The sequence below is a fragment of the Paenibacillus silvestris genome (genome assembly GCF_009882985.1).
Taxonomy (GTDB): domain Bacteria; phylum Bacillota; class Bacilli; order Paenibacillales; family NBRC-103111; genus Paenibacillus_E; species Paenibacillus_E silvestris.
Window position 1 is genome coordinate 15117 of sequence record NZ_WTUZ01000015.1, and the last position, 23399, is coordinate 38515.

At 43.6% G+C, this 23399-nt stretch carries 28 protein-coding genes and 1 tRNA gene; 25 read left to right on the top strand and 4 right to left on the bottom strand.

Features of this window, described 5'->3' with window-relative positions; genetic code table 11:
* The 7 genes from mnmG to GQF01_RS11325 all read left to right on the top strand — a co-directional run.
* Positions 1-1260: tRNA uridine-5-carboxymethylaminomethyl(34) synthesis enzyme MnmG (mnmG, locus tag GQF01_RS11295; RefSeq protein ID WP_235959434.1), on the top strand; the 1260-nt coding region annotated here is incomplete at its 5' end.
* A 3-nt stretch (positions 1261-1263) separates the two neighbouring features.
* Positions 1264-1992, top strand: coding sequence for a 16S rRNA (guanine(527)-N(7))-methyltransferase RsmG (rsmG, locus tag GQF01_RS11300; protein ID WP_161406874.1), 729 nt, complete (start codon positions 1264-1266; stop codon positions 1990-1992).
* Between the two features lie 244 nt (positions 1993-2236).
* Positions 2237-3055, top strand: a complete 819-nt coding sequence (noc, locus tag GQF01_RS11305; protein ID WP_161406875.1) for a nucleoid occlusion protein — start codon at positions 2237-2239, stop codon at positions 3053-3055.
* A gap of 157 nt (positions 3056-3212) precedes the next feature.
* A complete protein-coding gene (locus GQF01_RS11310) occupies positions 3213-3971 on the top strand; it encodes a ParA family protein (RefSeq protein ID WP_161406876.1) in 759 nt (252 codons plus the stop codon).
* Positions 3968-4840: a ParB/RepB/Spo0J family partition protein gene (locus GQF01_RS11315; RefSeq protein ID WP_161406877.1), complete on the top strand. Its 873-nt coding sequence runs from the start codon at positions 3968-3970 to the stop codon at positions 4838-4840. The genes GQF01_RS11310 and GQF01_RS11315 overlap by 4 nt, the downstream gene beginning before the upstream one ends.
* Before the next feature lie 102 nt (positions 4841-4942).
* Complete coding sequence (locus tag GQF01_RS11320; protein WP_161406878.1) at positions 4943-6103, top strand: aminotransferase class V-fold PLP-dependent enzyme; 1161 nt, start codon at positions 4943-4945, stop codon at positions 6101-6103.
* Positions 6104-6118: 15 nt separating this feature from the next.
* Entirely contained in the window at positions 6119-6610 is a 492-nt protein-coding gene (locus GQF01_RS11325) for a DUF4446 family protein (protein WP_161406879.1), read from the top strand.
* Here the strand turns inward: GQF01_RS11325 and yyaC are convergent.
* The gene (yyaC, locus tag GQF01_RS11330; RefSeq protein WP_235959437.1) at positions 6585-7208 is read right to left on the bottom strand and encodes a spore protease YyaC; all 624 of its coding nucleotides are present in this window, start codon (positions 7206-7208) and stop codon (positions 6585-6587) included. The genes GQF01_RS11325 and yyaC overlap by 26 nt on opposite strands.
* A gap of 99 nt (positions 7209-7307) precedes the next feature.
* Here yyaC and GQF01_RS11335 point away from each other — a divergent pair, with 99 nt between their 5' ends.
* The 5 genes from GQF01_RS11335 (at position 7308) to GQF01_RS11355 (ending at position 9472) form a co-directional block, all read left to right on the top strand.
* Entirely contained in the window at positions 7308-7544 is a 237-nt protein-coding gene (locus GQF01_RS11335; protein WP_127454124.1) for a DUF3343 domain-containing protein, read from the top strand.
* Positions 7545-7563: 19 nt separating this feature from the next.
* On the top strand, positions 7564-8403 hold the full coding sequence (locus tag GQF01_RS11340; protein ID WP_328803441.1) for a mechanosensitive ion channel family protein: 840 nt from the start codon (positions 7564-7566) through the stop codon (positions 8401-8403).
* A 22-nt stretch (positions 8404-8425) separates the two neighbouring features.
* Positions 8426-8641 (top strand): DUF951 domain-containing protein, encoded by a 216-nt coding sequence (locus GQF01_RS11345; protein ID WP_161406880.1) that lies wholly within the window; start codon positions 8426-8428, stop codon positions 8639-8641.
* 68 nt (positions 8642-8709) lie between these two features.
* A tRNA-Ser gene (locus tag GQF01_RS11350) sits at positions 8710-8797 on the top strand.
* A gap of 237 nt (positions 8798-9034) precedes the next feature.
* A complete protein-coding gene (locus GQF01_RS11355; RefSeq protein WP_161406881.1) occupies positions 9035-9472 on the top strand; it encodes a hypothetical protein in 438 nt (145 codons plus the stop codon).
* Positions 9473-9506: 34 nt separating this feature from the next.
* On the opposite strand, the gene GQF01_RS11360 is transcribed toward GQF01_RS11355, so the two are convergent.
* Positions 9507-10871, bottom strand: coding sequence for a right-handed parallel beta-helix repeat-containing protein (locus GQF01_RS11360; RefSeq protein ID WP_161406882.1), 1365 nt, complete (start codon positions 10869-10871; stop codon positions 9507-9509).
* 193 nt (positions 10872-11064) lie between these two features.
* On the opposite strand from GQF01_RS11360, the gene GQF01_RS11365 reads away from it, so the two are divergent.
* The 5 genes from GQF01_RS11365 (at position 11065) to GQF01_RS11385 (ending at position 15988) form a co-directional block, all read left to right on the top strand.
* Positions 11065-12306 carry a hypothetical protein gene (locus GQF01_RS11365; RefSeq protein ID WP_161406883.1) on the top strand — a complete coding sequence of 414 codons (1242 nt, stop codon included), beginning with the start codon at positions 11065-11067 and terminating at the stop codon, positions 12304-12306.
* 64 nt (positions 12307-12370) lie between these two features.
* The gene (locus GQF01_RS11370; protein WP_161406884.1) at positions 12371-13096 is read left to right on the top strand and encodes an ABC transporter ATP-binding protein; all 726 of its coding nucleotides are present in this window, start codon (positions 12371-12373) and stop codon (positions 13094-13096) included.
* Positions 13083-13835 (top strand): ABC transporter permease, encoded by a 753-nt coding sequence (locus tag GQF01_RS11375; protein ID WP_161406885.1) that lies wholly within the window; start codon positions 13083-13085, stop codon positions 13833-13835. Before GQF01_RS11370 ends, GQF01_RS11375 begins: the two co-directional genes overlap by 14 nt.
* Positions 13836-13847: 12 nt before the next feature.
* Positions 13848-15275, top strand: coding sequence for a sensor histidine kinase (locus tag GQF01_RS11380; protein ID WP_161406886.1), 1428 nt, complete (start codon positions 13848-13850; stop codon positions 15273-15275).
* A 17-nt stretch (positions 15276-15292) separates the two neighbouring features.
* Positions 15293-15988: a response regulator transcription factor gene (locus tag GQF01_RS11385; RefSeq protein ID WP_161407148.1), complete on the top strand. Its 696-nt coding sequence runs from the start codon at positions 15293-15295 to the stop codon at positions 15986-15988.
* Positions 15989-16058: 70 nt separating this feature from the next.
* Here the strand turns inward: GQF01_RS11385 and GQF01_RS11390 are convergent, their stop codons facing one another.
* On the bottom strand, positions 16059-16331 hold the full coding sequence (locus GQF01_RS11390) for a hypothetical protein (RefSeq protein ID WP_161406887.1): 273 nt from the start codon (positions 16329-16331) through the stop codon (positions 16059-16061).
* Positions 16332-16347: 16 nt separating this feature from the next.
* Positions 16348-16530 carry a YjzC family protein gene (locus tag GQF01_RS11395; RefSeq protein ID WP_145665448.1) on the bottom strand — a complete coding sequence of 61 codons (183 nt, stop codon included), beginning with the start codon at positions 16528-16530 and terminating at the stop codon, positions 16348-16350.
* A 232-nt stretch (positions 16531-16762) separates the two neighbouring features.
* On the opposite strand from GQF01_RS11395, the gene rpsF reads away from it, so the two are divergent.
* The 8 genes from rpsF (at position 16763) to dnaB (ending at position 23154) form a co-directional block, all read left to right on the top strand.
* Complete coding sequence (gene rpsF / locus GQF01_RS11400) at positions 16763-17050, top strand: 30S ribosomal protein S6 (RefSeq protein WP_145665445.1); 288 nt, start codon at positions 16763-16765, stop codon at positions 17048-17050.
* 36 nt (positions 17051-17086) lie between these two features.
* A complete protein-coding gene (gene ssb / locus GQF01_RS11405) occupies positions 17087-17572 on the top strand; it encodes a single-stranded DNA-binding protein (RefSeq protein ID WP_079415827.1) in 486 nt (161 codons plus the stop codon).
* Between the two features lie 23 nt (positions 17573-17595).
* The gene (gene rpsR, locus GQF01_RS11410) at positions 17596-17883 is read left to right on the top strand and encodes a 30S ribosomal protein S18 (protein ID WP_029196139.1); all 288 of its coding nucleotides are present in this window, start codon (positions 17596-17598) and stop codon (positions 17881-17883) included.
* A gap of 162 nt (positions 17884-18045) precedes the next feature.
* Positions 18046-18357 carry a MazG-like family protein gene (locus GQF01_RS11415; RefSeq protein ID WP_161406888.1) on the top strand — a complete coding sequence of 104 codons (312 nt, stop codon included), beginning with the start codon at positions 18046-18048 and terminating at the stop codon, positions 18355-18357.
* Positions 18358-18363: 6 nt separating this feature from the next.
* The gene (locus tag GQF01_RS11420) at positions 18364-19278 is read left to right on the top strand and encodes a DUF2232 domain-containing protein (RefSeq protein ID WP_161406889.1); all 915 of its coding nucleotides are present in this window, start codon (positions 18364-18366) and stop codon (positions 19276-19278) included.
* A gap of 18 nt (positions 19279-19296) precedes the next feature.
* Entirely contained in the window at positions 19297-21261 is a 1965-nt protein-coding gene (locus GQF01_RS11425) for a DHH family phosphoesterase (RefSeq protein ID WP_161406890.1), read from the top strand.
* The gene (gene rplI / locus GQF01_RS11430) at positions 21258-21707 is read left to right on the top strand and encodes a 50S ribosomal protein L9 (RefSeq protein ID WP_161406891.1); all 450 of its coding nucleotides are present in this window, start codon (positions 21258-21260) and stop codon (positions 21705-21707) included. Before GQF01_RS11425 ends, rplI begins: the two co-directional genes overlap by 4 nt.
* A gap of 82 nt (positions 21708-21789) precedes the next feature.
* Complete coding sequence (gene dnaB, locus GQF01_RS11435; RefSeq protein WP_161406892.1) at positions 21790-23154, top strand: replicative DNA helicase; 1365 nt, start codon at positions 21790-21792, stop codon at positions 23152-23154.
* The last annotated feature ends 245 nt before the right edge of the window (positions 23155-23399 follow it).

Below are 23399 nucleotides of genomic sequence, written 5' to 3' on the forward strand. Positions count from 1 at the left end.
GATTTTAGCAAAACGGAAATTCAACCTGGCGATGATGAGCCTAAGTTTTTCTCCTTTGAAACTAAATCAGGTTCTCCTAATGAACAGCTGCCTTGTTGGTTAACGTATACATCTGAAGAAACGCATAATATTATTAGCTCTAATCTGCACCGTGCTCCAATGTTTTCAGGGGCGATCGAAGGTACTGGGCCAAGATATTGCCCATCTATTGAAGATAAAATCGTTCGTTTTGCAGATAAGCCTAAACACCAAATTTTCCTCGAGCCGGAAGGCCGTAATACATCCGAGTACTATGTACAAGGTTTATCTACAAGTATGCCGGAGGATGTACAATTAGGTATTCTGCGCTCAATTCCTGGTCTTGAAAAAGTAGAAATGATGCGTACAGGTTATGCCATTGAGTATGATGCGGTTGTTCCTACACAATTGAAGCCATCTTTGGAGACGAAGCTTGTTAACGGGTTGTTTACGGCTGGACAAATTAACGGCACCTCTGGATATGAGGAAGCAGCTGGCCAGGGTGTTATGGCTGGGATTAACGCGGCTCGTAAGGTTCAAGGCAAAGAAGCGGTTGTTTTGGATCGGTCTGAAGGATATATCGGTGTTCTTATTGATGATCTAGTAACTAAAGGGACGAATGAACCATATCGTCTATTAACGTCTCGTGCTGAATATCGTTTATTGCTTCGCCATGATAATGCGGACCTACGTCTAACGCCAATTGGTCACGATATTGGGTTAATTTCCGAGGAGCGTTACGAAACGTTTTTGAAGAAGAAAGCTTTAGTGGACCAAGAAATTGAACGTCTGAATACGGATAAAATTAGACCCGAACCGCATGTTCAACAGCTTCTGGAAAGCTTGAACAGTGTGATTTTGAATAATTCGGTCCCAGCGATTGGACTTCTTCGTCGCCCTGAAATTGAGTATAAGCACATTGAGCAAATGTCGCCTTCACCACTCGAGCTGGATGATGAAATGAAGGAACAGGTTGAGATTCAAGTAAAATATGCGGGTTACATTGAGAAACAAAGTAATCAAGTAGAGCGTTTGCGTAAAATGGAAAAGAAAAAGATTCCGGATGACATTGAATATAGCGAAATTCATGGGATTGCAACGGAAGCTAAGCAAAAGCTTGCTAAAATCCGTCCGATCTCGATTGGTCAAGCATCACGTATCGCGGGTGTTACACCATCCGATATTTCTATCCTTCTTGTTTATTTGGAACACTATAACAGAGTCACGGCGGCTAGAGGGTAACATATGGATGCTATTCAACAACAATTTGTTCAGCTTTTAGAAGAAAAACAGATAACTCTTTCAACTCTACAATTGGAACAATTCGAGTTGTATTTTAAGACACTTGTAGAGTGGAATGAGAAAATGAATTTAACAGGTATTACAGAGAGAGAGCAGGTATACGTAAAACATTTCTATGACTCTCTTTCTGTTTCTTTCAATTACGATATGAGCAATGTCTCTACGATTGCAGACATTGGCTCAGGTGCGGGGTTTCCAAGTATCCCTTTGAAAATTGCTTTTCCTCACTTGAAAGTTACGATCATTGATTCTCTTAATAAACGTATCTTATTTTTAAAAGAACTTGTTTCACAACTATGTTTAACGGATACAGAATGTGTTCATGGTAGGGCAGAGGATATTGCTAGATTACCTAAATACCGTGATCAATTTGACCTCGTTACAGCTAGAGCTGTTGCAAGACTTCAAGTGTTGAATGAGTTTTGTCTTCCTTTTGCGAAGAAGGATGGCACGTTCATTGCCATGAAAGGTTCAGAGATTGAAGAGGAACTTAGCGAGTCATCATATAGTTTATCTGAACTGAAGGGGAAAGTTGTTAAAGTTCTTAAGATGCAGCTACCAATAGAGGAGTCGTTGAGGCATTTTGTAGAAATTCAAAAGCTCGCTGCAACACCGGCTAAATATCCTAGAAAAGCTGGAATTCCGCTGAAAGAGCCGCTAGTAAAGCATTAAGAATGTTCCACGTGAAACATTATTCATTTAAGTTTCACAATTGCTATAAGCAGGAAATCTAGCCTCGATGAAGAATATATAATAGTAAGAATCTATTCTATTTGTAGTGAGTTTATGTGATTGCACTTGTCATACTTCGCCGTATATTTGACAAGCGTTTTCGTTCTGTAGGACGAAGAGGTCGTCTATCTTTGGATCGTAATGGTCGCTTAAACTACGGGAAGAGTTGGTGGTAGGGTTTCCTATGAAAGAACAAATTTCAAAGCTATTTGGACTTGCTGATCGTTCGTCGACGGATGAGGTCAAAAACATACCAGTTAATACTATTATTCCAAGTCCATATCAACCTAGAACCTTATTTGATGATGATCGTATTGATGAATTGTGCCAAACGATTCGAACGCATGGTGTCATTCAGCCAATCGTTGTCAGAGTCAAAAACAATACATTCGAGCTCATTGCCGGAGAACGACGGTTAAGAGCGGTTAAGAAGCTAGGTCTTGATACAATCCCTGCAATCGTGAGAGATTTCAATGATTCTCAAGCTGCATCCATTGCTCTTATTGAGAATCTACAGCGTGAAGGATTGACAGCTATCGAAGAAGCTGCTGCTTACCAACAGTTGATTGAGATGCACGATTTGACGCAAGAGAGTCTAGCTCAACGTCTAGGCAAGAGCCAGTCAACGATTGCGAATAAGATCCGCTTATTAAATCTAAGTGAACCGGTTAAGATGGCATTGATGGAGCGGAAGATCACTGAACGTCACGCCAGAGCTTTGCTTTCTTTGGATCAAGAAGAGATGCAAGTGAAGATTCTTGATGAGGTCATTGCCAAAGAGCTGAACGTTAAGCAAACAGAGATTAAGATTAACTTTTTAAAGGAAGCAACCAAGATTAAAAAGTCACGTCGTGTATCTTTCTCCAAAGATGTTCGATTAGCTTTAAACACCATTCGCCAATCCGTTGAAATGGTTACAAGTTCAGGTTTGAATATTAACACGTCTGAGAAGGATCATGAAGATCACTACGAAATTATAATTAAGATTCCTAAAAATAAATGAGCATTTATTGCTACCTTAAACGGCGCAAGCCGTTTTTTTGCATCTTATGAGATAAAACTATCAAATATAGATAAGGTAACTGGATGATAGATATGTTAAGATAGATATACTGCTTTAGTAGGGCATTTGGAACATAAGCGATTGAGGTGAAATGGTTTTGTCTAAAATTATAGCAATAACGAATCAGAAGGGTGGCGTCGGCAAGACGACGACTTCTGTGAATTTGGGTGCTTCCTTAGCTTCACTAGGGAAGAGAGTGCTTCTAGTTGACATCGATCCACAGGGGAATACGACTAGTGGTATCGGAATTAACAAGGCTGATGTCGTGAATTGCATCTATGATGTGCTTATTAACGATGTTCACCCCAAAGATGCAACAGTGGATACGAACGTTCCAAATCTTAAAATTGTACCTGCGACAATTCAACTAGCAGGAGCTGAGATTGAACTTGTTCCAACAATCTCAAGGGAAGTACGTTTGAAGAAGTCTTTGCAACTTGTTAAACATATGTATGATTATATCCTTATTGATTGTCCTCCATCCTTAGGTCTTCTTACGATTAATTCTTTGACTGCTGCAGATTCTGTCATTATTCCAATTCAATGTGAATACTATGCGCTTGAAGGATTAAGCCAGCTGCTTAATACAGTTCGTTTGGTCCAAAAGCATCTTAATACAGGGCTTCAAATTGAAGGTGTTTTATTAACGATGTTTGATGCTAGAACGAACCTCGGCATTCAAGTTATTGAGGAAGTTAAGAAATACTTCCAGACAAAAGTATATCAAACGATTATCCCGCGGAATGTTCGCTTAAGCGAAGCTCCCAGTCATGGACAATCGATTATTACTTATGATCCTAGATCAAAAGGCGCGGAAGTGTATTTAGAGCTTGCGAAGGAAGTGATCTCGATATGACCAAAGGCCTAAACAAAGGTTTAGGTAAAGGGCTGGATGCTTTAATAACATCACTACATATTGATGAAAGCGATAAAGTTGTTCAGATCCCTTTAGCGCAATTGAGAGCTAACCCGTATCAACCTAGAAAGCATTTTAACGAAGATAGTATAAAAGAGTTAGCCGATTCGATTAGAGAACATGGTGTCATTCAACCTATTATCGTTCGTAAAGTACTTAAAGGGTATGAAATCATTGCCGGTGAGCGAAGATTCCGAGCTTCTCAGGTTACGGGAATTGCAACGATTCCAGCAGTCGAAAGAAACTTCACAGACCAACAGGTCATGGAAATCGCTTTGATCGAGAATGTTCAGCGTGAGGATCTCAACGCAATGGAGATTGCTTTTGCCTATCAGGGAATTATTGATCAGTTCTCGTTAACGCAAGAAGAGTTATCTGCAAAGGTCGGAAAGAGCCGTTCACACATCGCAAACTTCCTTAGACTTCTTCAATTGCCAGAAGCAATCAAACAATATGTTTCACGTGGAACATTATCCATGGGTCACGCAAGAGCGATTGTTGGTGTCAAAGACGACAAGATTAAGAAAGAGCTTGCTGAAACAACCATTAGTAAACAATGGAGTGTTCGTGAACTTGAAGAAGCAGTGAAAATGTTAGAAGAGCCCCAAGGTCAGGAAAAAGAAAAATCGAAGCAAAAGGAAAAGAATAGAGATCCCTACATTAACCAAGCTGAGGATCAATTAAGAGATATTTACCGGACAACGGTGAAAATCAAGAGTCAGCAGGATAAGGGCAAAATTGAACTTCTCTATTATTCAAAAGATGACTTGAATCGTCTGCTAGAATTGCTTCAAGGTAAAATCTCTTAAAATTAGATAGCATACCGATGGTTTTCTTTCGAGCAGAAAGATCAAACTAAGGTATGCTATATTTATGAGTGGAATTCCGAATCGGTAGGAGAGGGTGATACTATGAAGGATGTCATGTATTTTGATCAAGCAGCTTCATCTTGGCCAAAGCCACCGGCAGTCATGGATGCGATGATGATTTGCATGCAAGATTATGCAGCTAACCCAGGGCGGGGAAGCCATCAGATGGCAGTGAAAGCAAGCCGTGTTTTGTTTGAAACCAGGAAAAACTTAGCTCGCTTATTTGGGATTAAAAACCCGAATGATCTGTCATTTGCACTAAATACGACACATGCGCTGAACCAAGCAATCAAAGGATTTGTAAAACCTGGTGATCACGTTATCTGCACAAATATTGAACATAACTCCGTACGCAGACCATTGGAGCATTTGAAAGCTACGGCTGGAGTAGAACTTACCTATATTCGTAACGATGAAGAGGGAAATATTCAACTCGAGGATTTCAAAAAGGCATTACAAACTAATACATCACTCGTTGTTGTCAATCATAGTTCTAACTTATTAGGAACCATTATGCCGATTGCTGAGATCGGTGAGATATGCCGTGCACATGGGGCTAAGCTGCTTGTAGACGCAGCTCAGAGCGCTGGTATACTCCCCATTCACGTAGGAGGTATGCATATTGATATGTTGGCGTTCCCGGGCCACAAGGGGCTCCTAGGGCCTCAAGGAACAGGTGGGCTATACATCCATCCTGATATTGATTTGGAGCCGTTTATGCACGGTGGAACAGGTAGTCAATCAGAGGCAATTCATCAACCAACGGTAAGGCCTGATCGTTATGAAGCAGGAACCCAAAACACGGTAGGGATTGCTGGGTTAAACGAAGGCGTAAAATTCGTCATGGCGGAAACGATTGAGAAGATCCACGCAAAAGAGTGGCGTCAAACGCAAATGCTGATGGAAGGGTTACTGGGAATTGAAGGGGTCACGATTCTTGGGCCAGCTCTTGGACAAAATAAAACAGGGATTGTTTCCTTTAATATCAATAACGCGGATTCATCGGAAGTCGCATTTATCTTGGATCAATCTTTTCAAATCGCTGTACGATCCGGCTATCATTGTACGCCGCTTGCCCATGAATCGGCAGGCACTTTAGCCAAGGGAGCAGTAAGATCAAGTATAGGTTATTTTACAACGGATGAAGAAGTGGATGCTCTTATTTATGCCGTGAAAGAGATCCAATCGCAGTATGCTAAGTAGAAAGAGGGATCAACCATGGGGGAACTGTTCGGACTGAATGGCAATCTTGTCGTATTAGCTATTCTGGCATTAATCGTAGTTTTGTTTATTTTCGTTATCATTCTTTCGGTTAAATTATCATCTTTGCGTAAACGATACACACAAATGATGAATGGAACAAGGTCAGATAATATGGAGCAACTCCTTATTGACATGCAGGAAGCAATCAACGGGCAAAAGGCCGAGTCAGCAATGACGTCAGCCCAGGTTGATACAATTCGCCAATCCTTAACAAAGATGAAGTCCAAAGTAGCGATTCACCGATATAACGCCTTCAATGATGGAGGCAGTAACCTGAGCTTCACGATTGCCATATTGGATGATTTCCAAGATGGTGTGGTTTTAACTGGAATACATAGCAGAGAGCAAATGTACTTGTATGCGAAACCGATTCAAAATGGACAATCTACCTACACGTTAAGTCCAGAAGAGAAAGAGGCTATTAATCAATCTGTAAAGCCGTCTTAGCACTTGGCGTGTAAGCCTGCGTTCGACGTAAAGCAGAGTGGAGTGCATCCCCAATAACGTTAGCCATGTTCATAACGAGGCTGAGTCGTGTATTTTGCAGAACGAAATATTCCATGAATCCGCCAACGTTGACGATCCCAGTCACATGAATATTGCCAACGGGAGGTAAATCTTTGTTAACGCCAGCACCTGGCTTAAGCGGGCCATCAGCCACTTGAATACACCCGACGCTGGATACTTGGCCCAAACAAGCATCTACGGCAACGATGAAAGGGTTATCGAATTGTCGTTGAATTTTATCAACAGTTTCAGATAAGTTCATGGCATGGACAGGTTCATCTAATGTACCGAATAAGTGGAGGTTACGAAGATTGGTCGTACGGTTCAAATGAGAGCCAACTAACGGACCAAGGGAATCTCCTGTAGAACGGTCAGTTCCTACACAGATGACAACGATAGGTTGATAGTTTGGTAGCTTGCTGAAAATGGATTGTAAATGCTTAGAGAGAAGAAAAGGGGTATCGGCGTCTGTGTGCTGAATTTTGAGTGGGGTCAGTTCCGTGTCTTTCATTCCGTCGAAACCAATTTGGAATTTCATCATATCCCTCCAAAGTACTTCTTCTTTTTTTACTAGTATATGGATAGATAGAGACATTTATACGTAGGAGAGGAGGGATTTTCCTTGAATATTTCCGTTATGTTGTTAGCGTTCGATTCTACGCAGCAAGCCCTGCGCGCCGAAATGTTGCTAGAGTATGCGGATATAGAAATCGACATCAGACCTACTCCGAAAGAAATTACAGCTGGCTGTGCCCTTTCTATTGAATTCCCAGGAGAAAATCTAGTACAAGTTCAAGAGATTATTGAATCAGAGAACGTAGAAATTAGAGGCATCTATTTTAAAAAAGAAGATAAATATGTTACCATGGAATGAAAAAAAGGAGGTCTAAACCGTGGCCTTTATTACGAAGTATTTCACGGATTTGATGAACTGGATTCGAGAACATCTATCGAAGCCTGAAATGCTAGCCTCACTATTTTGGATTATCGTAAAAATTATCCTTATTTATATTGTTGCTAGAATATGTATCAAAATAGCAGATAAAACGATTGCTCATATGATAGCTGCTAGAGATAAGTCACCACTAAAATTTGATAGACGTAGAACGAATACGATAGGAAGCCTTATACATAATTTAATAGCCTATACGGTGAATCTCATCTGTATTATGTTGATCCTTGGACAAGTAGGTTTAAATCTTGGGCCTTTGCTCGCTGGGGCAGGTGTGCTCGGACTAGCGATAGGTTTCGGAGCTCAGAGTTTGGTGAAAGATGTTATTACAGGTTTCTTCATCATTTTTGAGGATCAGTTTGGCGTCGGGGATGTCATTCAAATTGATTCGTTCAAAGGGACTGTTGAAGAGATTGGTATTCGAGTCACTAGGCTCAAAAGTTGGACGGGCGAAGTTCATATCATTCCGAACGGAAATATTAAACAGGTTACCAATTTTTCTACGTACAATTCTCTGGCCGTTGTCGATGTGACGATTCCACATCACATGGATATTGATGATGCAACGCAAATTCTCAAAGAAACAGTCAAGCATGTGCAAGACCTTACAGAGGATATTGTGAAGGAGCCTGAGGTGCTTGGCGTTCAGGTTGTAGGTACGACGGACTTGAAAATTCGAATAATTGCAGAGTGCAAACCAACCCGACAATTTAATGTTACGAGACTTTTGAACATAGAAATTAAGAAGAGACTCGATAGTGTGCAAATTGAAACGATGTAGTTGAAAAGGCGGTTGCGGACGTATGGAGAAAAAGCAGTATCAACTTGGCGATATTGTGCAAATGAAAAAGCCCCATCCGTGTGGCACCAATGAAATGGAAATCATACGGATGGGGATGGATATTAGAATTAAATGTGTGGGTTGTAAACACAGTGTTCTAGTACCAAGAACGAAGTTCGAAAGTAAGCTGAAAAAGGTGCTTCGATCGAACGCAGAGAACGAGGAAGAATCCTCATAAAAATGATGGAGAAAAGCACTTGCGAGAGTAAGGATTTTTTGATATACTAAATCCTGTTCTCGCGTTTTGGAAAGGTACCCAAGAGGCCCAAGGGGGCTGACTCGAAATCAGCTAGGCGTCGCGAGGCGTGCGTGGGTTCGAATCCCACTCTTTCCGTACAAGCTGTTAGCAGCTAAGGATTGAGAGTCTCCTGCATTTGCAGGAGGCTTTTTTATTTGAAAGTTCCACGTGAAACATTTTAAGAGCTTTTTACGTCTATAAGGGCGTAGAAGGCTCTTTTGCTTTCACCAATTTGGCTATCTTCTAACTGTAGTCGTAGAGGGATAAAAAGGCTAAAAGGAAAGCAAAATAAGTTCATATCTATGTTTTGGCAAGAAGAAGGAGGCAAGCGTAATGAAAAGTTGGTTGATGATATTTCTGGTAATAGCTGTAGTTGCCACAGGATGTGCTAAAAAGAACGAAGAGGGTGCATCGCCTAGCCCAACAGCAGGAGCTACCGTAGCGCCTTCCACAGGGGCTTCAGCAACGCCTGGAGCTACAAGTGGGACAAACGGTGGAACAAACGCCACAGCGACACCAGCGACTGGTGGTAAGGATACGACAAAGGATGAGCCGCTTCCCCAGATTACGAAGGAGCAAGCTGATAAGATAAGCATGACAAGCACCTATGATGATTTGGTGAAACAGACAGGAGCAAAAGGCAAGTTGGTGAAAGAGGAAAATGGGAAGAAAACATATGATTTTGCTCTTTCAAATCAACCAGGCTATTTTGTGCAAATCGTATTTTTTGCAGATGGGAAGATTTCCGAGAAGAGGGTATATCAGAAATAAAGAAAGCCGTACAGCTATGCTGCACGGCTTTTTTCTATAAAGAGGAAGTATTAGTACTCGTACCTTTGTCTATCACTTTATCGCCATTGCCTGAGCCTATATTGCCTAAGAGGATTGTCTCGCGGCAGTTCGCGTCAGCAATCCGAATCGGAGCTTTGCTGCAGCGAATAAGGCTGTTGCCAGATAGATGGTTATTATCTGAATAAGAGCCGCTTTCTTTTCCTTCGGAAGCAATCCGAATACCATCAGCTTTGATATCGCGAATTGCATTCTGCCCAATCTGGTTATCGTAGGCATTAACGAGCTCTATACCCGTATTACCAATATTAAGAAGCTGATTGTTCGAGATCAGATTTCCGTGCGGACGGTCTGATTTATCTTCAGGTCTTCCGGTGAGCTGAATGCCAATGTCGTCAATATCACTTATCAAATTGTTCGTAATGTGATTAGATACGCAATTTCCTTTGAGGCGGATACCGAATGCATATCCCACTTTGTCGCTTGAATTCGAGAAGGATTCAATGAGATTGCCCGAGATGGTATTGAGCGAACAAGGTTTTTCTTTTGGTTTTGCAAGGAGGTCAATCCCGGATTGAAAGCACTTGTGCATGCGATTACGGGCGATATAACAATTGCGGCTGCCATTGGTTAGAGTGATACAAGTTTGAAATAACATCGTAAAATGATTATGCACCAGTTGGTGGTCAACAGCATTGCTGCCCCAGATACCGAACCCTTGTGTATCGTAATCCAGCGCTCCGATCAATGAGTCGAAATTACAGTTCTCCACAGTAACACGGCTAGAATCTTCCGTTTTGATCCCATTGTCAATCATTGAAAACGTACAATCTGTAATTCGAATGTCCGTTGCTTGAATCAATGCAATTCCACACTCTACAATTGGGACAGAAGCCCCCCCATAAGATCCTAATCCCTGAAGGGAAAGGTTTTGAATATGTACATGTTGAGCAGCGGTTATGCTAATGAGACCGAACTTGTTGACAGATGATCGAAGGATGCTATTATTACCGGCTCCCATGATGGTTACGTTGGACTTCACACGAAGCGGAAGTTTGAGGGAGTACATCCCTGGTGGGATATATACAATTCCGCCGGAGATCGCGGCCGCATCAAGAGCGCTTTGAATATAAGGTGCATCATCCTCATCGAAGCGACTGTTGCCACGAGCCCCAAAGTCCTTCACATTATAAATAAGAGAAGATGAAGCAGCTGCGTGTGCAGGAGAACTGCCTGCGAACAAGTCACCTGCTGCCAAGGCAAGTCCGGCAGCACCGAGGGATGATAGCAGTTTTCTGCGGCTTAAAGAGGAAGGTGCTTTAGGTGGAGCATTCAATTCAGTAGGTACAACCCCGTGCTGTCTATCCTTATTTTCGTCCAAGAAAGCTCACCTCATTGTAGGATTGGTAGATATAGTAAATTATAAGATAAAGTAAGCTATACGGAAAGGGAAATGTAGGACTGAAAATAGTTTATACTTTGTTAATATTCCATTTAGATGGATTCAATAAGGTTATATTACAATAAGTACTAAGGAAACGTTTCCCGTAAAATGTGTTTAAAGGAGAAAAGAGATGAAACTTAGCAAAAAATCCGTTACCGTACTGTCATTCACGATTGGAGCATGCTTATTCGTATCCACGGCATTCGCCGATACACTGCTTGGATCAGGGTATGATCGGTTAAAAGGTTCAGCGAAAACGACCGCAAGCATGATGGATAAGGATATGAAGAACTATACGCTTGAAGCGTTGTATACGTTGAAAGACAACGACAAAACGTTACTTCAAGGCTCAACTTCGCAAAAGATAGATATTGAAAATCAAATGAAGGAAGAGAATACAACAACGAAAGAAGCTAATGGCGAAACAACATCAAGATACAATTATTCCGACATAACGAAATCAGTTAATAAATATGGACCGGACAATACTTATCAAGTCATGGAATATCCAGCAAATGCAAACAACCGTAATCCTGCCGACTTCGAGAATCCGTTCGAAGAGAAGGGTGCAGCTGAAATCGAGAAGATCGTTGACGCTGTGGTTGGCGGTCTGAAAGATTATGTGCAAGTAGAGGAAGGACCCGAAGGTGGAAAAGTATACTCAGGCAGCTTGTCTGAAACTCAGGTGCCAGCCATTCTGAATGCTGTTTCTTCCTTTGGCATCAAGCAGATGTTGAACAATGAGCCCGATTTACCAGTGATAGAAAGCGATGTTTTTGTGAAAAGGGTGGTAGGTTCGGCTATAGAAAATAAAATTGGCTACCTAGAGAATGTAACGGGTGATATCACCTTGTCAGGAAAAGATAAGAACGGCGTTCAACATGACTTGAACCTGAATGTCATCTTTAAACTTTCGGAGGTTGGCAGCACCAAAATCACCATCCCTGACCTAACTGGCGCCAAAGTCGAAAAGGTTAGCTACTCTAATGGATTTAGCAGTAAGTATGTAGGTGCATATAAAAATGATATCGTCATGGAGAAAGACGGCAAGTTCGTGAAGATTGGCGAGAGAACGGTTGAAATCACAAGCGTTGATAACGATAAAGTAAAAGGCAAATTCTCCGAAACCGTTGTTTCGGGTTATGAGAGCGAATATCCGGATAAAGATAACTTTGAATTTGTATACGATCCAGCGAATTCCTCGACTTTCACTTACAAAAATGCAAAAGGTGAAGAGAAGAACGGATCGATTTATCAAAGCGCTCCAGGTAAGATTCATTTCCAAGTGAATCTTGAGATCATTGACAAAAACTCGTACAAATCAGAAGCTAAACCATATTACGATGGAGAATTTAACCGCATATTTGAATAGAACAGAGAGGTTCAGGAGGCTGCTAATGCGGCTTCCTGAGCATTTTTTGGGGAGATGATAGAAATTGACAGTCAAGGCGATTGAAATAAGCGGATTAACCAAGTCATTCAAAAATGGACGGGGAATCGCAGAATTAAACTTAGATGTTGATCAAGGCGATGTATTCGGATTTCTAGGGCCAAATGGTGCAGGAAAGACGACGGCTATGAAAATGATAACGGGACTCATGAAGCCAGACCGTGGCGATGTGAAAATTTTTGGATCCAGCATTTCTGAAGACTATGTGAATGCCATGAAGCATGTTGGTTGTATGATTGAAACAGCCGAGTCGTATCCTTATTTAACAGCTAACGAAAACCTGAAATTATTTGCAAGATTTTATCCGCATGTGGATCAGAAGAGAATCGATGAGTGTCTCGAAATCACAGGCATGTTGAAATATAAAAATGAGAAATCACAGAAGTTTTCACTAGGGATGAAACAAAGATTGGGCATAGCCGCTGCCATATTGTCGAAACCCAAGCTATTGATCTTGGACGAGCCCCTAAACGGGCTGGATGTCGAAGGGATGCTGGAGATGAGGAAATTGATCAAACAGCTTTCTCAGGAAGGCACGACCTTTTTCATCTCAAGCCACTTGATTCATGATGTGGAACTGACGTGTACAAGAATAGGCATTATATACGGGGGCAAGCTTGTAAACGTTGAATATACGCAAAATATACTCTCGTATTATTCTTCGCTTGAGAACTTTTTTGTTAGTGAGGTGGACAGGAATGGAAGGGTTTAAAGCCGCATTTATCAATGAATCCGTGAAGCTGCTGAAAAAGAAAAAAATGATGGCAGCTGTCATTTTGTCCATTCTTGCTGTTTTGGTCGGACAAATCGCTGTAACAACAATCAAGCATGGGCTTGGTTTACGGGTTGTAGGAAGCGTTGAATTTCCTATAGTTGTACTATCGTTTATAACTTATACGCTTTTGCCGCTGTTTGCCATTTTTGTGGCGATTGATATGTTTAACGGGGAATCCTCATCGAATACAATGAAGATAACACTTTTAAGACCCGTCTCCCGATTTGGGGTATTTAGTGCGAAGGTGTTAAATTTAGCTTTATTTATTGCGGGCAACCTCTTATTTGTTATGATTCTTTCGTTATTGGCAGGATTTATATTTAATCCATCGTCAGCTAGTGTGGCAGGGATTATGAAGGTAGTTCTATCGTATGGATTAACCTTTTTCCCCGTATTTGTGTTTGCGCTAATTGTCGTCCTATTATCCAATGTGATTCAGGGTGGACTAGCTGTATTTTTCCTAGCCATACTTGTGTTTATCGTTTTTAATTCCGTAGGCATTGTATTTTCATCTTACTCCAGTTTTTTCATTACCTCGATGTTTGATTGGTACACGTTATGGATATCGGAATCGATTAATGTGTTTAAAATATTCCGCCAGATTTTAATCATGTCAGGCTGTGGTATGATGTTATTTACAACAGGGTATTATTTGTTTGACAGGAAGGATATATAGAAAGGGATACACATGCATTTAACCAAACGTTTCTTCACGATGAATGCGCTGGCTGTGCTGCTCTCCATTGGTTTGACAGTTCTAGCTGTCATTATTTTTGTTGCCGCTTATACGAAGGTTTTTGGCCGCGAAGCCGACACGAAGGAATTTCAAAAGGCGTTCGAAGTTCGAGCGGCGATCAATGAGATGAAAAGAGAAGCACAGCCCCTCAAATTCGAGCAACTTTTGGATACGAAATATCAACAACAGCTTGCTAATCGAGTTAACGCTTTGGATGCGAGTGCTATTATTCTGAGGAATCGAGAAGTTGTATACGCTACGCAAAATTTCAATAAGATCGACATCGAGAGAAGCCTCATGCTCTCAGACAGTCAGACCACTCGAGATGAAATCGAACTTGCCGGTAAAACATATATGATTGCTAGGGCAGATTATAAGCTTTCAACTGGCGATGCCGGCGTATTGCTGCTGCTTGCACCTATAAAGCTGAAAACGAACTTTTTAATGATGCTCGGTATATTTACAGTCTGTGTTTTCACCTTTGTTTTTTTGCTAACGAACTTCTGGGTTTCGTATCGATTCTCCCGCGGCATTATCCGGCCGATCTCCAGGCTCAAAGATGTTGCAAACAAAATCAGCGAAGGTGATTTAAGCCACGGGATTGCAGAAGAGGGCGAGGGAGAAGTTCGCGAGCTATGCAGAACCTTGGAGATCATGAGAATTAAGCTGAAGGAATCGGTTTATTTGCAGGAAAAATATGATGATAACCGAAAGTTTTTGGTTTCGAGCATATCCCATGACTTAAAGACGCCTGTTACATCCATTAAAGGGTACATTGAAGGTATTATCGATGGGGTAGCCAGAACGCCTGAGAAAATGGACGAGTATCTGGAAACGGCGCGATCCAAAGCTATTCTGGTAAACGCCATGATCGATGATCTGCTTTTATACTCCAAGCTGGATTTGAACCAACTTCCTTATCATTTCGAAAAGAGTGATCTGGCCAGCTACTTTGAGGATTGTGTCGCAGACCATAAATATGAATACGAAAAGGCTAACCTATCGTTAGTGTTAATAAATGAACTGACTGAGCCAGTCAAAGTTTTAATTGATCGTGAAAGATTAAAGAGGGTCGTGCAGAACATTCTGGATAATGCGATGACATATGTAGAGAAAGCGGATGGCAGGATTGAAATTATCCTCAGGGAAACAAGAACGTCTGCGATCATAGAAATTAAGGACAATGGAAAAGGGATACCCGAGAATAAACTTCCCCATATATTTGATCGATTTTATCAGGTGGACCCTTCAAGAAAAAGCGGCAGCGGATTAGGACTTGCTATCGCGAAGCAGATTATAGAAGGGCATGACGGGAAAATATGGGCGAAAAGTGCCGTAGGAGAGGGTACTCAGATAATGATATCTCTGAAGAAATTCTAGGATGTTTGGAGGTTATGATGAAGAAAATTCTGATTATTGAGGATGACCAAAGTATCGCCAATCTCCAGCGGGATTATCTTGAGCTCAGCGGATACTCGGTTACGATGGTGAACAGCGGATCAGCGGGTTTGAAAACCCTAAAGGAAACAGATTTCGAGCTGATTATATTAGATATTATGCTGCCAGATATAGATGGGTTTGAGGTATTGAAGAAAGTGCGTGAACATGACGATATTCCCGTTCTTCTAGTGTCGGCGAGAGCAGAGGAAATCTACAAGATTAATGGTCTTGGCCTCGGGGCAGACGATTATATTACCAAGCCTTTCAGCTCTGGTGAGCTGGTTGCGCGAGTAGGGGCTCATTTGAAAAAGTTCCAGCGGATGAAAGAACGATTCGGAAAAGGGAATGAAGGAAGCACGATTCAAATTAGAGGACTGGAAGTTCAGAAGGAAGCCAGGCGCGTCTTTGTGAACGGAAATGAAGTCGTTTTGGCGCAAAAAGAATTTGACTTGCTTCTATTTCTACTGCAGAATGCCAATCGGGTATTTGGCAAGGAAGAGCTTTTTGAGCGGATCTGGGGCTTAGATGCGATGAGTGATTCTTCAACCGTGACAGTTCATATTGCTAGAATCAGAGAGAAAATCGAAGAAACCCCATCGAAACCCCAGTATATTGGGACAGTTTGGGGATCTGGATATAGATTTATCGTGTAAAAGAGCTGGTCCTAAGCAGGTAAACGAAAATTACCTCACCTAGGGGCCAGCTTTTCCATTCTTTCAGCCGCTAATAGCTCCCATTGCGGTTTCTGTAGCTGACCGAGAATCGGTCAATGACATAGCCGACAAGCGCCCATGTCGCGATCGTCAATACATAGATGATGAGCATCCGAAACATGGAGATCTCATAGATGTCCGTGAATGTGGATGCAAACCAAGCCGGTACGCTTAGCGCGTAGAAGATCATGTAAAAGGCATCATGATCGTGAAATAAATAATGACCTAAACAGAGGGCTGCACCAATGAAGGTAAACAGCCAAGTAAACGTGGATGTTTTCATGGTGAATTTCTCCTAGTTAAGGCTTTTTGCGATGCCATTTCCGATTATGGTTGCTGTTGGCCGGGAATCTGTCTCCTTTTCTTAACGTGACTATTTTCGGGTTTTCAATCCCCATGTGAACAGCATTCTCACCCATCTCGATGTAAACGCCGTCGTTAGGTACATGATCGCCTTCATTGAATTGTGTCCATTCACCCATATTGATCACCTCATCGAAAGATTTTCAATCAGGTTTAGATTACCCTCTTGAAGGGGAAGCATGTATGAAAGGGAATGCCATGTTCATCCTTGAGAGAAAGACTTGTAATCTTACGCTCAATTTGCTATAGTATTCAGGTGCGAGTTTTGAATAAGAATCCTCGCTCCTTGCTCCATCGCTTGTGTGAACAAGCTTGAATAGGAGCCGCTTAGTCCAAAAGGAGGTGAAATACATGCGCAAATATGAAATGATGTACATCATTCGTACTGACATTGAGCAAGAAGTTGTTCAGTCTACAGTAGAAAAGTTTCAAGGCATCATCACGAACGGTGGAGGCGAAGTCTCCAAACATGACCTGATGGGCAAACGCCGTCTTGCGTATGAGATCAATAAGTTCCGTGACGGGCACTACGTGCTTGTACACTTCAACGCAGAACCTGCTGTTGTAACAGAACTTGATCGCGTACTTAAGATTACGGATGAAGTTATCCGTCACTTAATCACAAACGACGTAGCTTAATATGCATGCCAGTATTTTCGTCAGGGGGAATGTCCGATGTTGAACCGTGTTATTCTTATCGGTAGATTGACCAAAGATCCAGAGCTTCGCTATACGCCAGCCGGTGTAGCTGTTACGCAGTTTACTCTTGCAGTAGACCGCCCTTTCACAAGTGGAGGTTCGAAAGAACGGGAAGCGGACTTTATCAATATCGTCACGTGGAGGCAGCTTGCCGAAACATGCGCGAACTATTTGCGTAAAGGTCGTTTGACAGCTGTGGAAGGAAGAATTCAAGTACGGAATTATGATAATAACGAGGGCAAACGTGTTTACGTAACCGAAGTTATTGCTGATAATGTGCGTTTCCTTGAGTCTAATAATAGTGCCGGAAGTCGTGAAGAAGGCGGATCATCTAACTCTAACGCTAGCTACGGCGGCGGAAGCGGTAGTGGCAATCGTGGCGGTGGGTCACGCGAGCAGCAGGATCCTTTCATTGATGACGGAAAACCGATCGATATTTCCGATGATGACTTGCCATTCTAAAGTAGAAAGGACTGAACAAACTAATGGCTTTCCAAAAAAGAGATAACAATAGTGAAGATCGCGGCGACCGCAAATTTGCTCCTCGTGGCAAAGGCGGTAAAGGCAAACGTCGTAAAGTTTGTTACTTCACAGTTAACAAAATCAAGCACATTGACTATAAAGACATTGAAACTCTTAAAAAGTTCATCAGTGAGCGCGGGAAGATCCTTCCTAGACGTGTTACTGGTACTTCCGCTAAGTACCAACGTGCATTGACGATCGCTATCAAGCGTTCCCGTACAATCGCGTTGTTGCCTTACACAACGGAATAGGGTTTACTTAGAAGGCAGCTGTTTATACGGCTGTCTTTTTTGTATGCCGAAAAGTCGATGTGCAAGGAGAGATTGCGCCGCTCATCAGTGGCTTTCTTTTCTCCCCCTATTTTGTGGTATAATTAACGTTATAGTCTTTGGTAGGATGAGGAGAGATGACGGTTGCTGAATAGGGAAAAGGAAGTAGACCTAGCCAGACGGGCCAAAGTCATTGAGTGGCTCAAGACAGAAGTCGTAGATCACGTAGCGCATCTGCTTAAAGGTATATGGGAAGGCAGCCATGTCAAAATTGTAGATGGATTAGCCAGTTTAATCTCAAGCGGCTATATTTTGGGGAGAAGACTGGGTATTTCTTATCGCGATTTGGACGAAGCCATTGTAGAGAAAATGAAGAAGCACCGCCAAGAGGGCCATCAACTTGAGGACTGGTACGGCGACATTTCATCGCTCGAAGAACATTTACGTAAGAGGTGAGCCCGGTTGGGGAATCGAAGTTGGCAAAGCATCATTTGGAGTGCGGTGACGATCCTTTCATTGCTATCTCTCATGACGCCTTTTATTATTTTCACATTCAGTTTTCTCATGATTCCTGTATTAATGTTGTATGTTAAATCAAGCACCAAACGTTTCGTCATCAGCTATGTAATCAGCTTGCTCGTCGTTTATTTGCTTACCCAGTGGCATGGGATCTCCCTCATGTCCGTATCGCTGTTCTTTTTACCACCGGTACTGGTCATGGGTAATTTATATAAACGTAAAGCCGCCGCTAGGACGGTACTCACAGCAGGAATTATTACGATTCTGGCGGAGTCGCTGCTAAGTCTGCTTATCGGCTATTCGCTCGGATTCGATCCGGTAGCGAAGTTCAAGAATTTTATGATAGACAGCATTGCAAGTATGCCACCGGGTATTCGGGATGTTCTGCCGAAGGACCAGGACTGGTATGTCAATTTCATTGTGCAAGTGATACCGCTATATCTGATCTTTGTCGCGTTGTTCTACACCTTTGTAACACACGGCATTAGCCGCTGGTTGCTCAACAAAACGGGAGAAGGCATTCCGGGTCTGCGTCCGATGCGGGAATGGATGCTGCAGAAATCGCTGGTATGGATTTATTTGGTCGTGTTCGTGCTCGATCTATTCATGAATCCAGCTTCCAATTCACTAATTCCGACGCTAATGATGAATGCGATGCCACTGCTGATGCTGGCGTTTGCCATTCAGGCGATCTGCTTCCTATTCTTTGTTGCTCACGCGAACAAGTGGAAACCGATTCTGCCAATCGTTGCGATCATTATCCTTTGTTTCATGCCTCCACTCTTTATCGTTTACAGCTTACTAGGGGTATTTGATGTTGCGTTTCCAATCCGTGAACGGTTTAAGAAAAATTTATAGGATTAGGAGCTAGTTCGAATGCCGAAGTTCCTTTTAAAGCGGTGGCACGGTCAACACATCGTGTGGATTTTCGTTCTGCTCATCATCATGTCAGCTACGATTTATATGTTCAAATGGTGGCTGGGCATTACGGCCTTCTTAGTCTGCGGAGTTCTCGCGTACTTCACGCTCCAAGCGGAAACAGCTTTTCGCAAAGAGCTGAATATGTACGTCGGAACCATTACGCATAGGGTCAAAAAAGCCGGTAATGAAGTGATGAGCGGCCTTCCTATCGGAATTATTTTATATAATGAAGAGAAGCGCATCGAATGGCACAACCCATTTGTGGCGAAAATGCTGGGTCAGGATTCCGTCATTGGCGAGTCACTGTACGAATATTTGCCAGACCTGAAGAACCGGAAGGATAAAGGTGAAAAAGTCGATCTCACCATCGGGAAGTCTATTTATCAAGTAACGATTCGGCCCGAAGAAAGACTGCTATATTTCCGGGAAATCACGGAGCATGCGAATTTGGCAAGAAAGTACGAAGATGAGAAAACGGCGATCGGTATCGTCATGATGGATAATTTGGAGGAGTCTACGCAAGGTCTTGATGATCAGACGCGCAGCATAATGCTCGCTAAGGTGACGGGTGAGATTACCGAATGGGCTCAGAAGAATCAGCTTTACCTGCGCCGGACGTCCTCAGATCGTTTCCTGATTCTGATGGATCAGAAAGCGCTTCGCCAATTAGAGCAAACGCGATTTGAAATTCTCGACGATGTACGGGATTTGACGATAGAGAACAAGCTGCCGCTGACGCTAAGCATCGGGATTGCATCTGGTGCTGAGCAGTTAACGGAACTTGGTCAGATGGCGCAGATGGGGCTGGATATGTCCTTAGGCCGCGGCGGTGATCAGGTGACGGTGAAAGTGGGCCAAAGACTGAGCTTTTATGGCGGAAGAACGAATGCGGTTGAGAAGCGTACACGGGTTAGAGCCAGGGTCATTTCGCATGCATTAAGGGATTTGATGAAGGATAGCGATAAAGTGATTATCATGGGTCACCGCTTTCCGGACATGGACTGTATCGGCGCATCGATCGGCATATTGAAGGCTGTGCAAGTGGTTGGCAAGGAAGGCTACATCGTGCTTGAGGGTGTGAATCCATCGATCCAGAAGGTGATGGAGACGATTGCGGCTGATGAGCGGCTGCACCGCTGGTTCATAACGCCGGAACAGGCGATGCAGATTACAACGCAGCGTACCTTGGCTGTAGTGCTGGATACACACAAAGCTTCCATGGTAGCGGAGCCTAAGCTGCTCCAGCAGACGCACAGAGTCGTTGTGGTGGATCACCATCGTCGCAGCGAGGAGTTCATCAACGATGCGACACTCGTCTATATGGAGCCTTATGCGTCCTCTACATGCGAACTGGTGACCGAGCTGCTGCAATACATCAATGAGAAGCTGACGATGGAAGTGCTGGAGGCTACGACTTTGCTGGCGGGCATCGTGGTCGATACGAAGAGCTTCAGCCTTCGAACAGGGGCGAGAACCTTCGAGGCCGCTTCGTATTTACGACGCAATGGCGCTGATTCCGCGCTGATTCAACGTTTGCTGAAGGAAGATCTCGATTCTTACATCGAGCGAGCTGAAGTGATTAAGCATACAGAAACGATCCACGAGCACATCGCTTTGGCAGTTGCTGAGCCTAATCGCAAATATTCTCAGTTGATGATTGCGCAAGTTGCTGATACATTGTTGAATATGACTAATATAATGGCATCCTTTGTCATCGCTGAACGGCCGGACGGCTTGATCGGCATCAGCGCCAGATCGCTGGGGCAGATGAACGTCCAACTCGTGATGGAACGTCTAGGTGGCGGCGGTCATTTGACCAATGCAGCTACTCAGCTGGATGGCACGACATTAGAGGAAGCAACGAACCGTTTGAAGAAAGTACTCGATGAAATGCAGGAAGAGGAGGGACTTTTCGAATGAAAGTCATTTTACTAAAAGATGTTAAGGGCCAAGGCAAAAAAGGTGAAGTAAAAGAAGTATCCGAGGGCTACGCACAAAATTTCCTAATTGCTCAGGGGCTTGCGGCTCCCGCGACAACAGGCACAGTGAAGGTGCTGGATAATCAGAAGAAAGCGGAACAGCGCAAAAAGGATCAAGAGAAAGCTGATGCAAAAACGTTAGGTGAGAAGCTGAGTGAAATGACGGTTCAAATTAAGGCGAAAGCTGGCGAAGGCGGCCGATTGTTCGGTGCAATTCCAAGCAAGCAAATCGCAGAGGTACTGGAGAAGCAGTACAAAGTCGTAATTGATAAACGCAAAATCGTCCTCGAAGAGCCCATTCGTACGCTAGGCGTAACGAAGGTCCCTGTGAAGCTGCACAGCGAGGTTACAGCAAGTTTGAACGTACATGTTCTTGAAGAGAAATAAATGGCAGACAAGGCGAATGAGAGTCCCTAGGAGGGGCTCTTATCTATTCTTAAACTATGAAAAGAAAGGCGGGTACTGAAGCATGAGCGGAGAAAATATGTTTATGGATCGCGTACCCCCACAAAATATAGAAGCCGAGCAAGCAGTTCTCGGCGCAATTTTGATTAACGGCGACGCTTTAATTACCGCGATGGAACGGATTTCGAGCGACGACTTTTATCGGGGATCGCATCAACGTATCTTTGAGGCGATCGTTGAGCTGGCGGAAGATCAAGAGCCTGTCGACCTGATTACGCTAACATCGCTTTTGCAGAACAAGCAGCAACTGGAAGAGATCGGCGGCGTTACGTACTTATCTGAGCTGGCGAATGCCGTGCCGACTGCTGCTAACATCGACTATTACGCGGCAATTGTCGAAGAGAAATCCATGCTTCGCCGTTTGATCCGCACAGCAACCCAAATCGTCACTAATGGCTATGCCAATGAAGACGATGTAGGGTCTATGCTTAGCGAAGCGGAGGCGAAGATTCTTGAGATCTCGCAGCGCCGCAGCTCAAGCGGCTTCGTGGTCATTCGCGATGTGCTCATGGAAGTATTCGAGAAAGTAGAGTCCCTCTACTCGAATAAGGGCGGAGCCACGGGCATTCCTTCGGGCTTCGTTGACCTGGACAAGATGACGTCCGGCTTCCAGCGCTCCGACTTGGTCATTCTGGCGGCGCGTCCTTCAGTAGGTAAAACCGCGTTCGCGCTGAATGTAGCGCAGAACGTCGGGGTACGCGCCAAGGAAACCGTCGCGATCTTCTCCCTCGAGATGGGCGCGGCGCAGCTCGTACAACGTATGGTCTGCGCCGAGGCGAACGTCGATGCGAACCGCATGCGGACGGGGTATCTCGAAGGCGACGATTGGGAGAAGCTGACGATGGCCATTGGCGCCTTGTCGGAAGCGAATATTTTCATCGATGATTCCCCATCGATTACGGTTGCGGATATTCGTGCGAAATGCCGCCGTCTCCAGCAGGAGAAGGGGCTCGGCATGATCCTCATCGACTACTTGCAACTGATCGCCGGCCGCGGCAAAGGCGACAACCGTCAACAGGAGGTCTCTGAGATCTCCCGTACGCTGAAGCAAATTGCGCGTGAGCTCAATGTACCGGTTATCGCGCTCTCGCAGCTTAGTCGGGGCGTTGAGCAGCGACAAGACAAACGTCCGATGATGTCTGACCTTAGGGAATCAGGCTCCATTGAGCAAGATGCCGACATCGTAGCGTTCCTATACCGGGACGATTACTACGATAAAGAATCCGAGAAGAAGAATATTATCGAGATTATCATTGCCAAGCAGCGTAATGGTCCCGTAGGAACCGTTGAGCTGGCGTTCTTGAAGCAATTCAATAAATTCGTGAACATGGATCGAAGTCATCAAGAAGCAGCGGCCGGGCAATATTGACGGTTCGCTGTTTTTTTTGTTATGCGTGGCTTTCATACAAGACGACGCGGCCTTATCTCCTAGTGAGACGAAAGTTTCGTAAGACTAACTTTATAGTTTGACCAATATCCGAACGATTATACAGGAGCACTTATTATTGTTCGTTTTTCATTGACTTTGCTTAGGGGGACTGCTACACTAAAGACGGTGAAAAAAACCTTGTTCGTCTGCCTGCACGATCCGTTTCAAGCAGGGCAGCTTCGAGT

Excerpts from the sequence above, each read along its gene's own strand:
- rsmG (WP_161406874.1), top strand. The coding sequence starts at position 1,264 with ATGGATGCTATTCAACAACAATTTGTTCAGCTTTTAGAAGAAAAACAG.
- noc (WP_161406875.1), top strand. The coding sequence starts at position 2,237 with ATGAAAGAACAAATTTCAAAGCTATTTGGACTTGCTGATCGTTCGTCG.
- GQF01_RS11315 (WP_161406877.1), top strand. The coding sequence starts at position 3,968 with ATGACCAAAGGCCTAAACAAAGGTTTAGGTAAAGGGCTGGATGCTTTA.
- GQF01_RS11320 (WP_161406878.1), top strand. The coding sequence starts at position 4,943 with ATGAAGGATGTCATGTATTTTGATCAAGCAGCTTCATCTTGGCCAAAG.
- GQF01_RS11325 (WP_161406879.1), top strand. The coding sequence starts at position 6,119 with ATGGGGGAACTGTTCGGACTGAATGGCAATCTTGTCGTATTAGCTATT.
- yyaC (WP_235959437.1), bottom strand. The coding sequence starts at position 7,208 with ATGAAATTCCAAATTGGTTTCGACGGAATGAAAGACACGGAACTGACC.
- GQF01_RS11335 (WP_127454124.1), top strand. The coding sequence starts at position 7,308 with ATGTTGTTAGCGTTCGATTCTACGCAGCAAGCCCTGCGCGCCGAAATG.
- GQF01_RS11345 (WP_161406880.1), top strand. The coding sequence starts at position 8,426 with ATGGAGAAAAAGCAGTATCAACTTGGCGATATTGTGCAAATGAAAAAG.
- GQF01_RS11355 (WP_161406881.1), top strand. The coding sequence starts at position 9,035 with ATGAAAAGTTGGTTGATGATATTTCTGGTAATAGCTGTAGTTGCCACA.
- GQF01_RS11365 (WP_161406883.1), top strand. The coding sequence starts at position 11,065 with ATGAAACTTAGCAAAAAATCCGTTACCGTACTGTCATTCACGATTGGA.
- GQF01_RS11375 (WP_161406885.1), top strand. The coding sequence starts at position 13,083 with ATGGAAGGGTTTAAAGCCGCATTTATCAATGAATCCGTGAAGCTGCTG.
- GQF01_RS11380 (WP_161406886.1), top strand. The coding sequence starts at position 13,848 with ATGCATTTAACCAAACGTTTCTTCACGATGAATGCGCTGGCTGTGCTG.
- GQF01_RS11385 (WP_161407148.1), top strand. The coding sequence starts at position 15,293 with ATGAAGAAAATTCTGATTATTGAGGATGACCAAAGTATCGCCAATCTC.
- GQF01_RS11390 (WP_161406887.1), bottom strand. The coding sequence starts at position 16,331 with ATGAAAACATCCACGTTTACTTGGCTGTTTACCTTCATTGGTGCAGCC.
- GQF01_RS11395 (WP_145665448.1), bottom strand. The coding sequence starts at position 16,530 with ATGGGTGAATGGACACAATTCAATGAAGGCGATCATGTACCTAACGAC.
- rpsF (WP_145665445.1), top strand. The coding sequence starts at position 16,763 with ATGCGCAAATATGAAATGATGTACATCATTCGTACTGACATTGAGCAA.
- ssb (WP_079415827.1), top strand. The coding sequence starts at position 17,087 with ATGTTGAACCGTGTTATTCTTATCGGTAGATTGACCAAAGATCCAGAG.
- rpsR (WP_029196139.1), top strand. The coding sequence starts at position 17,596 with ATGGCTTTCCAAAAAAGAGATAACAATAGTGAAGATCGCGGCGACCGC.
- GQF01_RS11425 (WP_161406890.1), top strand. The coding sequence starts at position 19,297 with ATGCCGAAGTTCCTTTTAAAGCGGTGGCACGGTCAACACATCGTGTGG.
- rplI (WP_161406891.1), top strand. The coding sequence starts at position 21,258 with ATGAAAGTCATTTTACTAAAAGATGTTAAGGGCCAAGGCAAAAAAGGT.
- dnaB (WP_161406892.1), top strand. The coding sequence starts at position 21,790 with ATGAGCGGAGAAAATATGTTTATGGATCGCGTACCCCCACAAAATATA.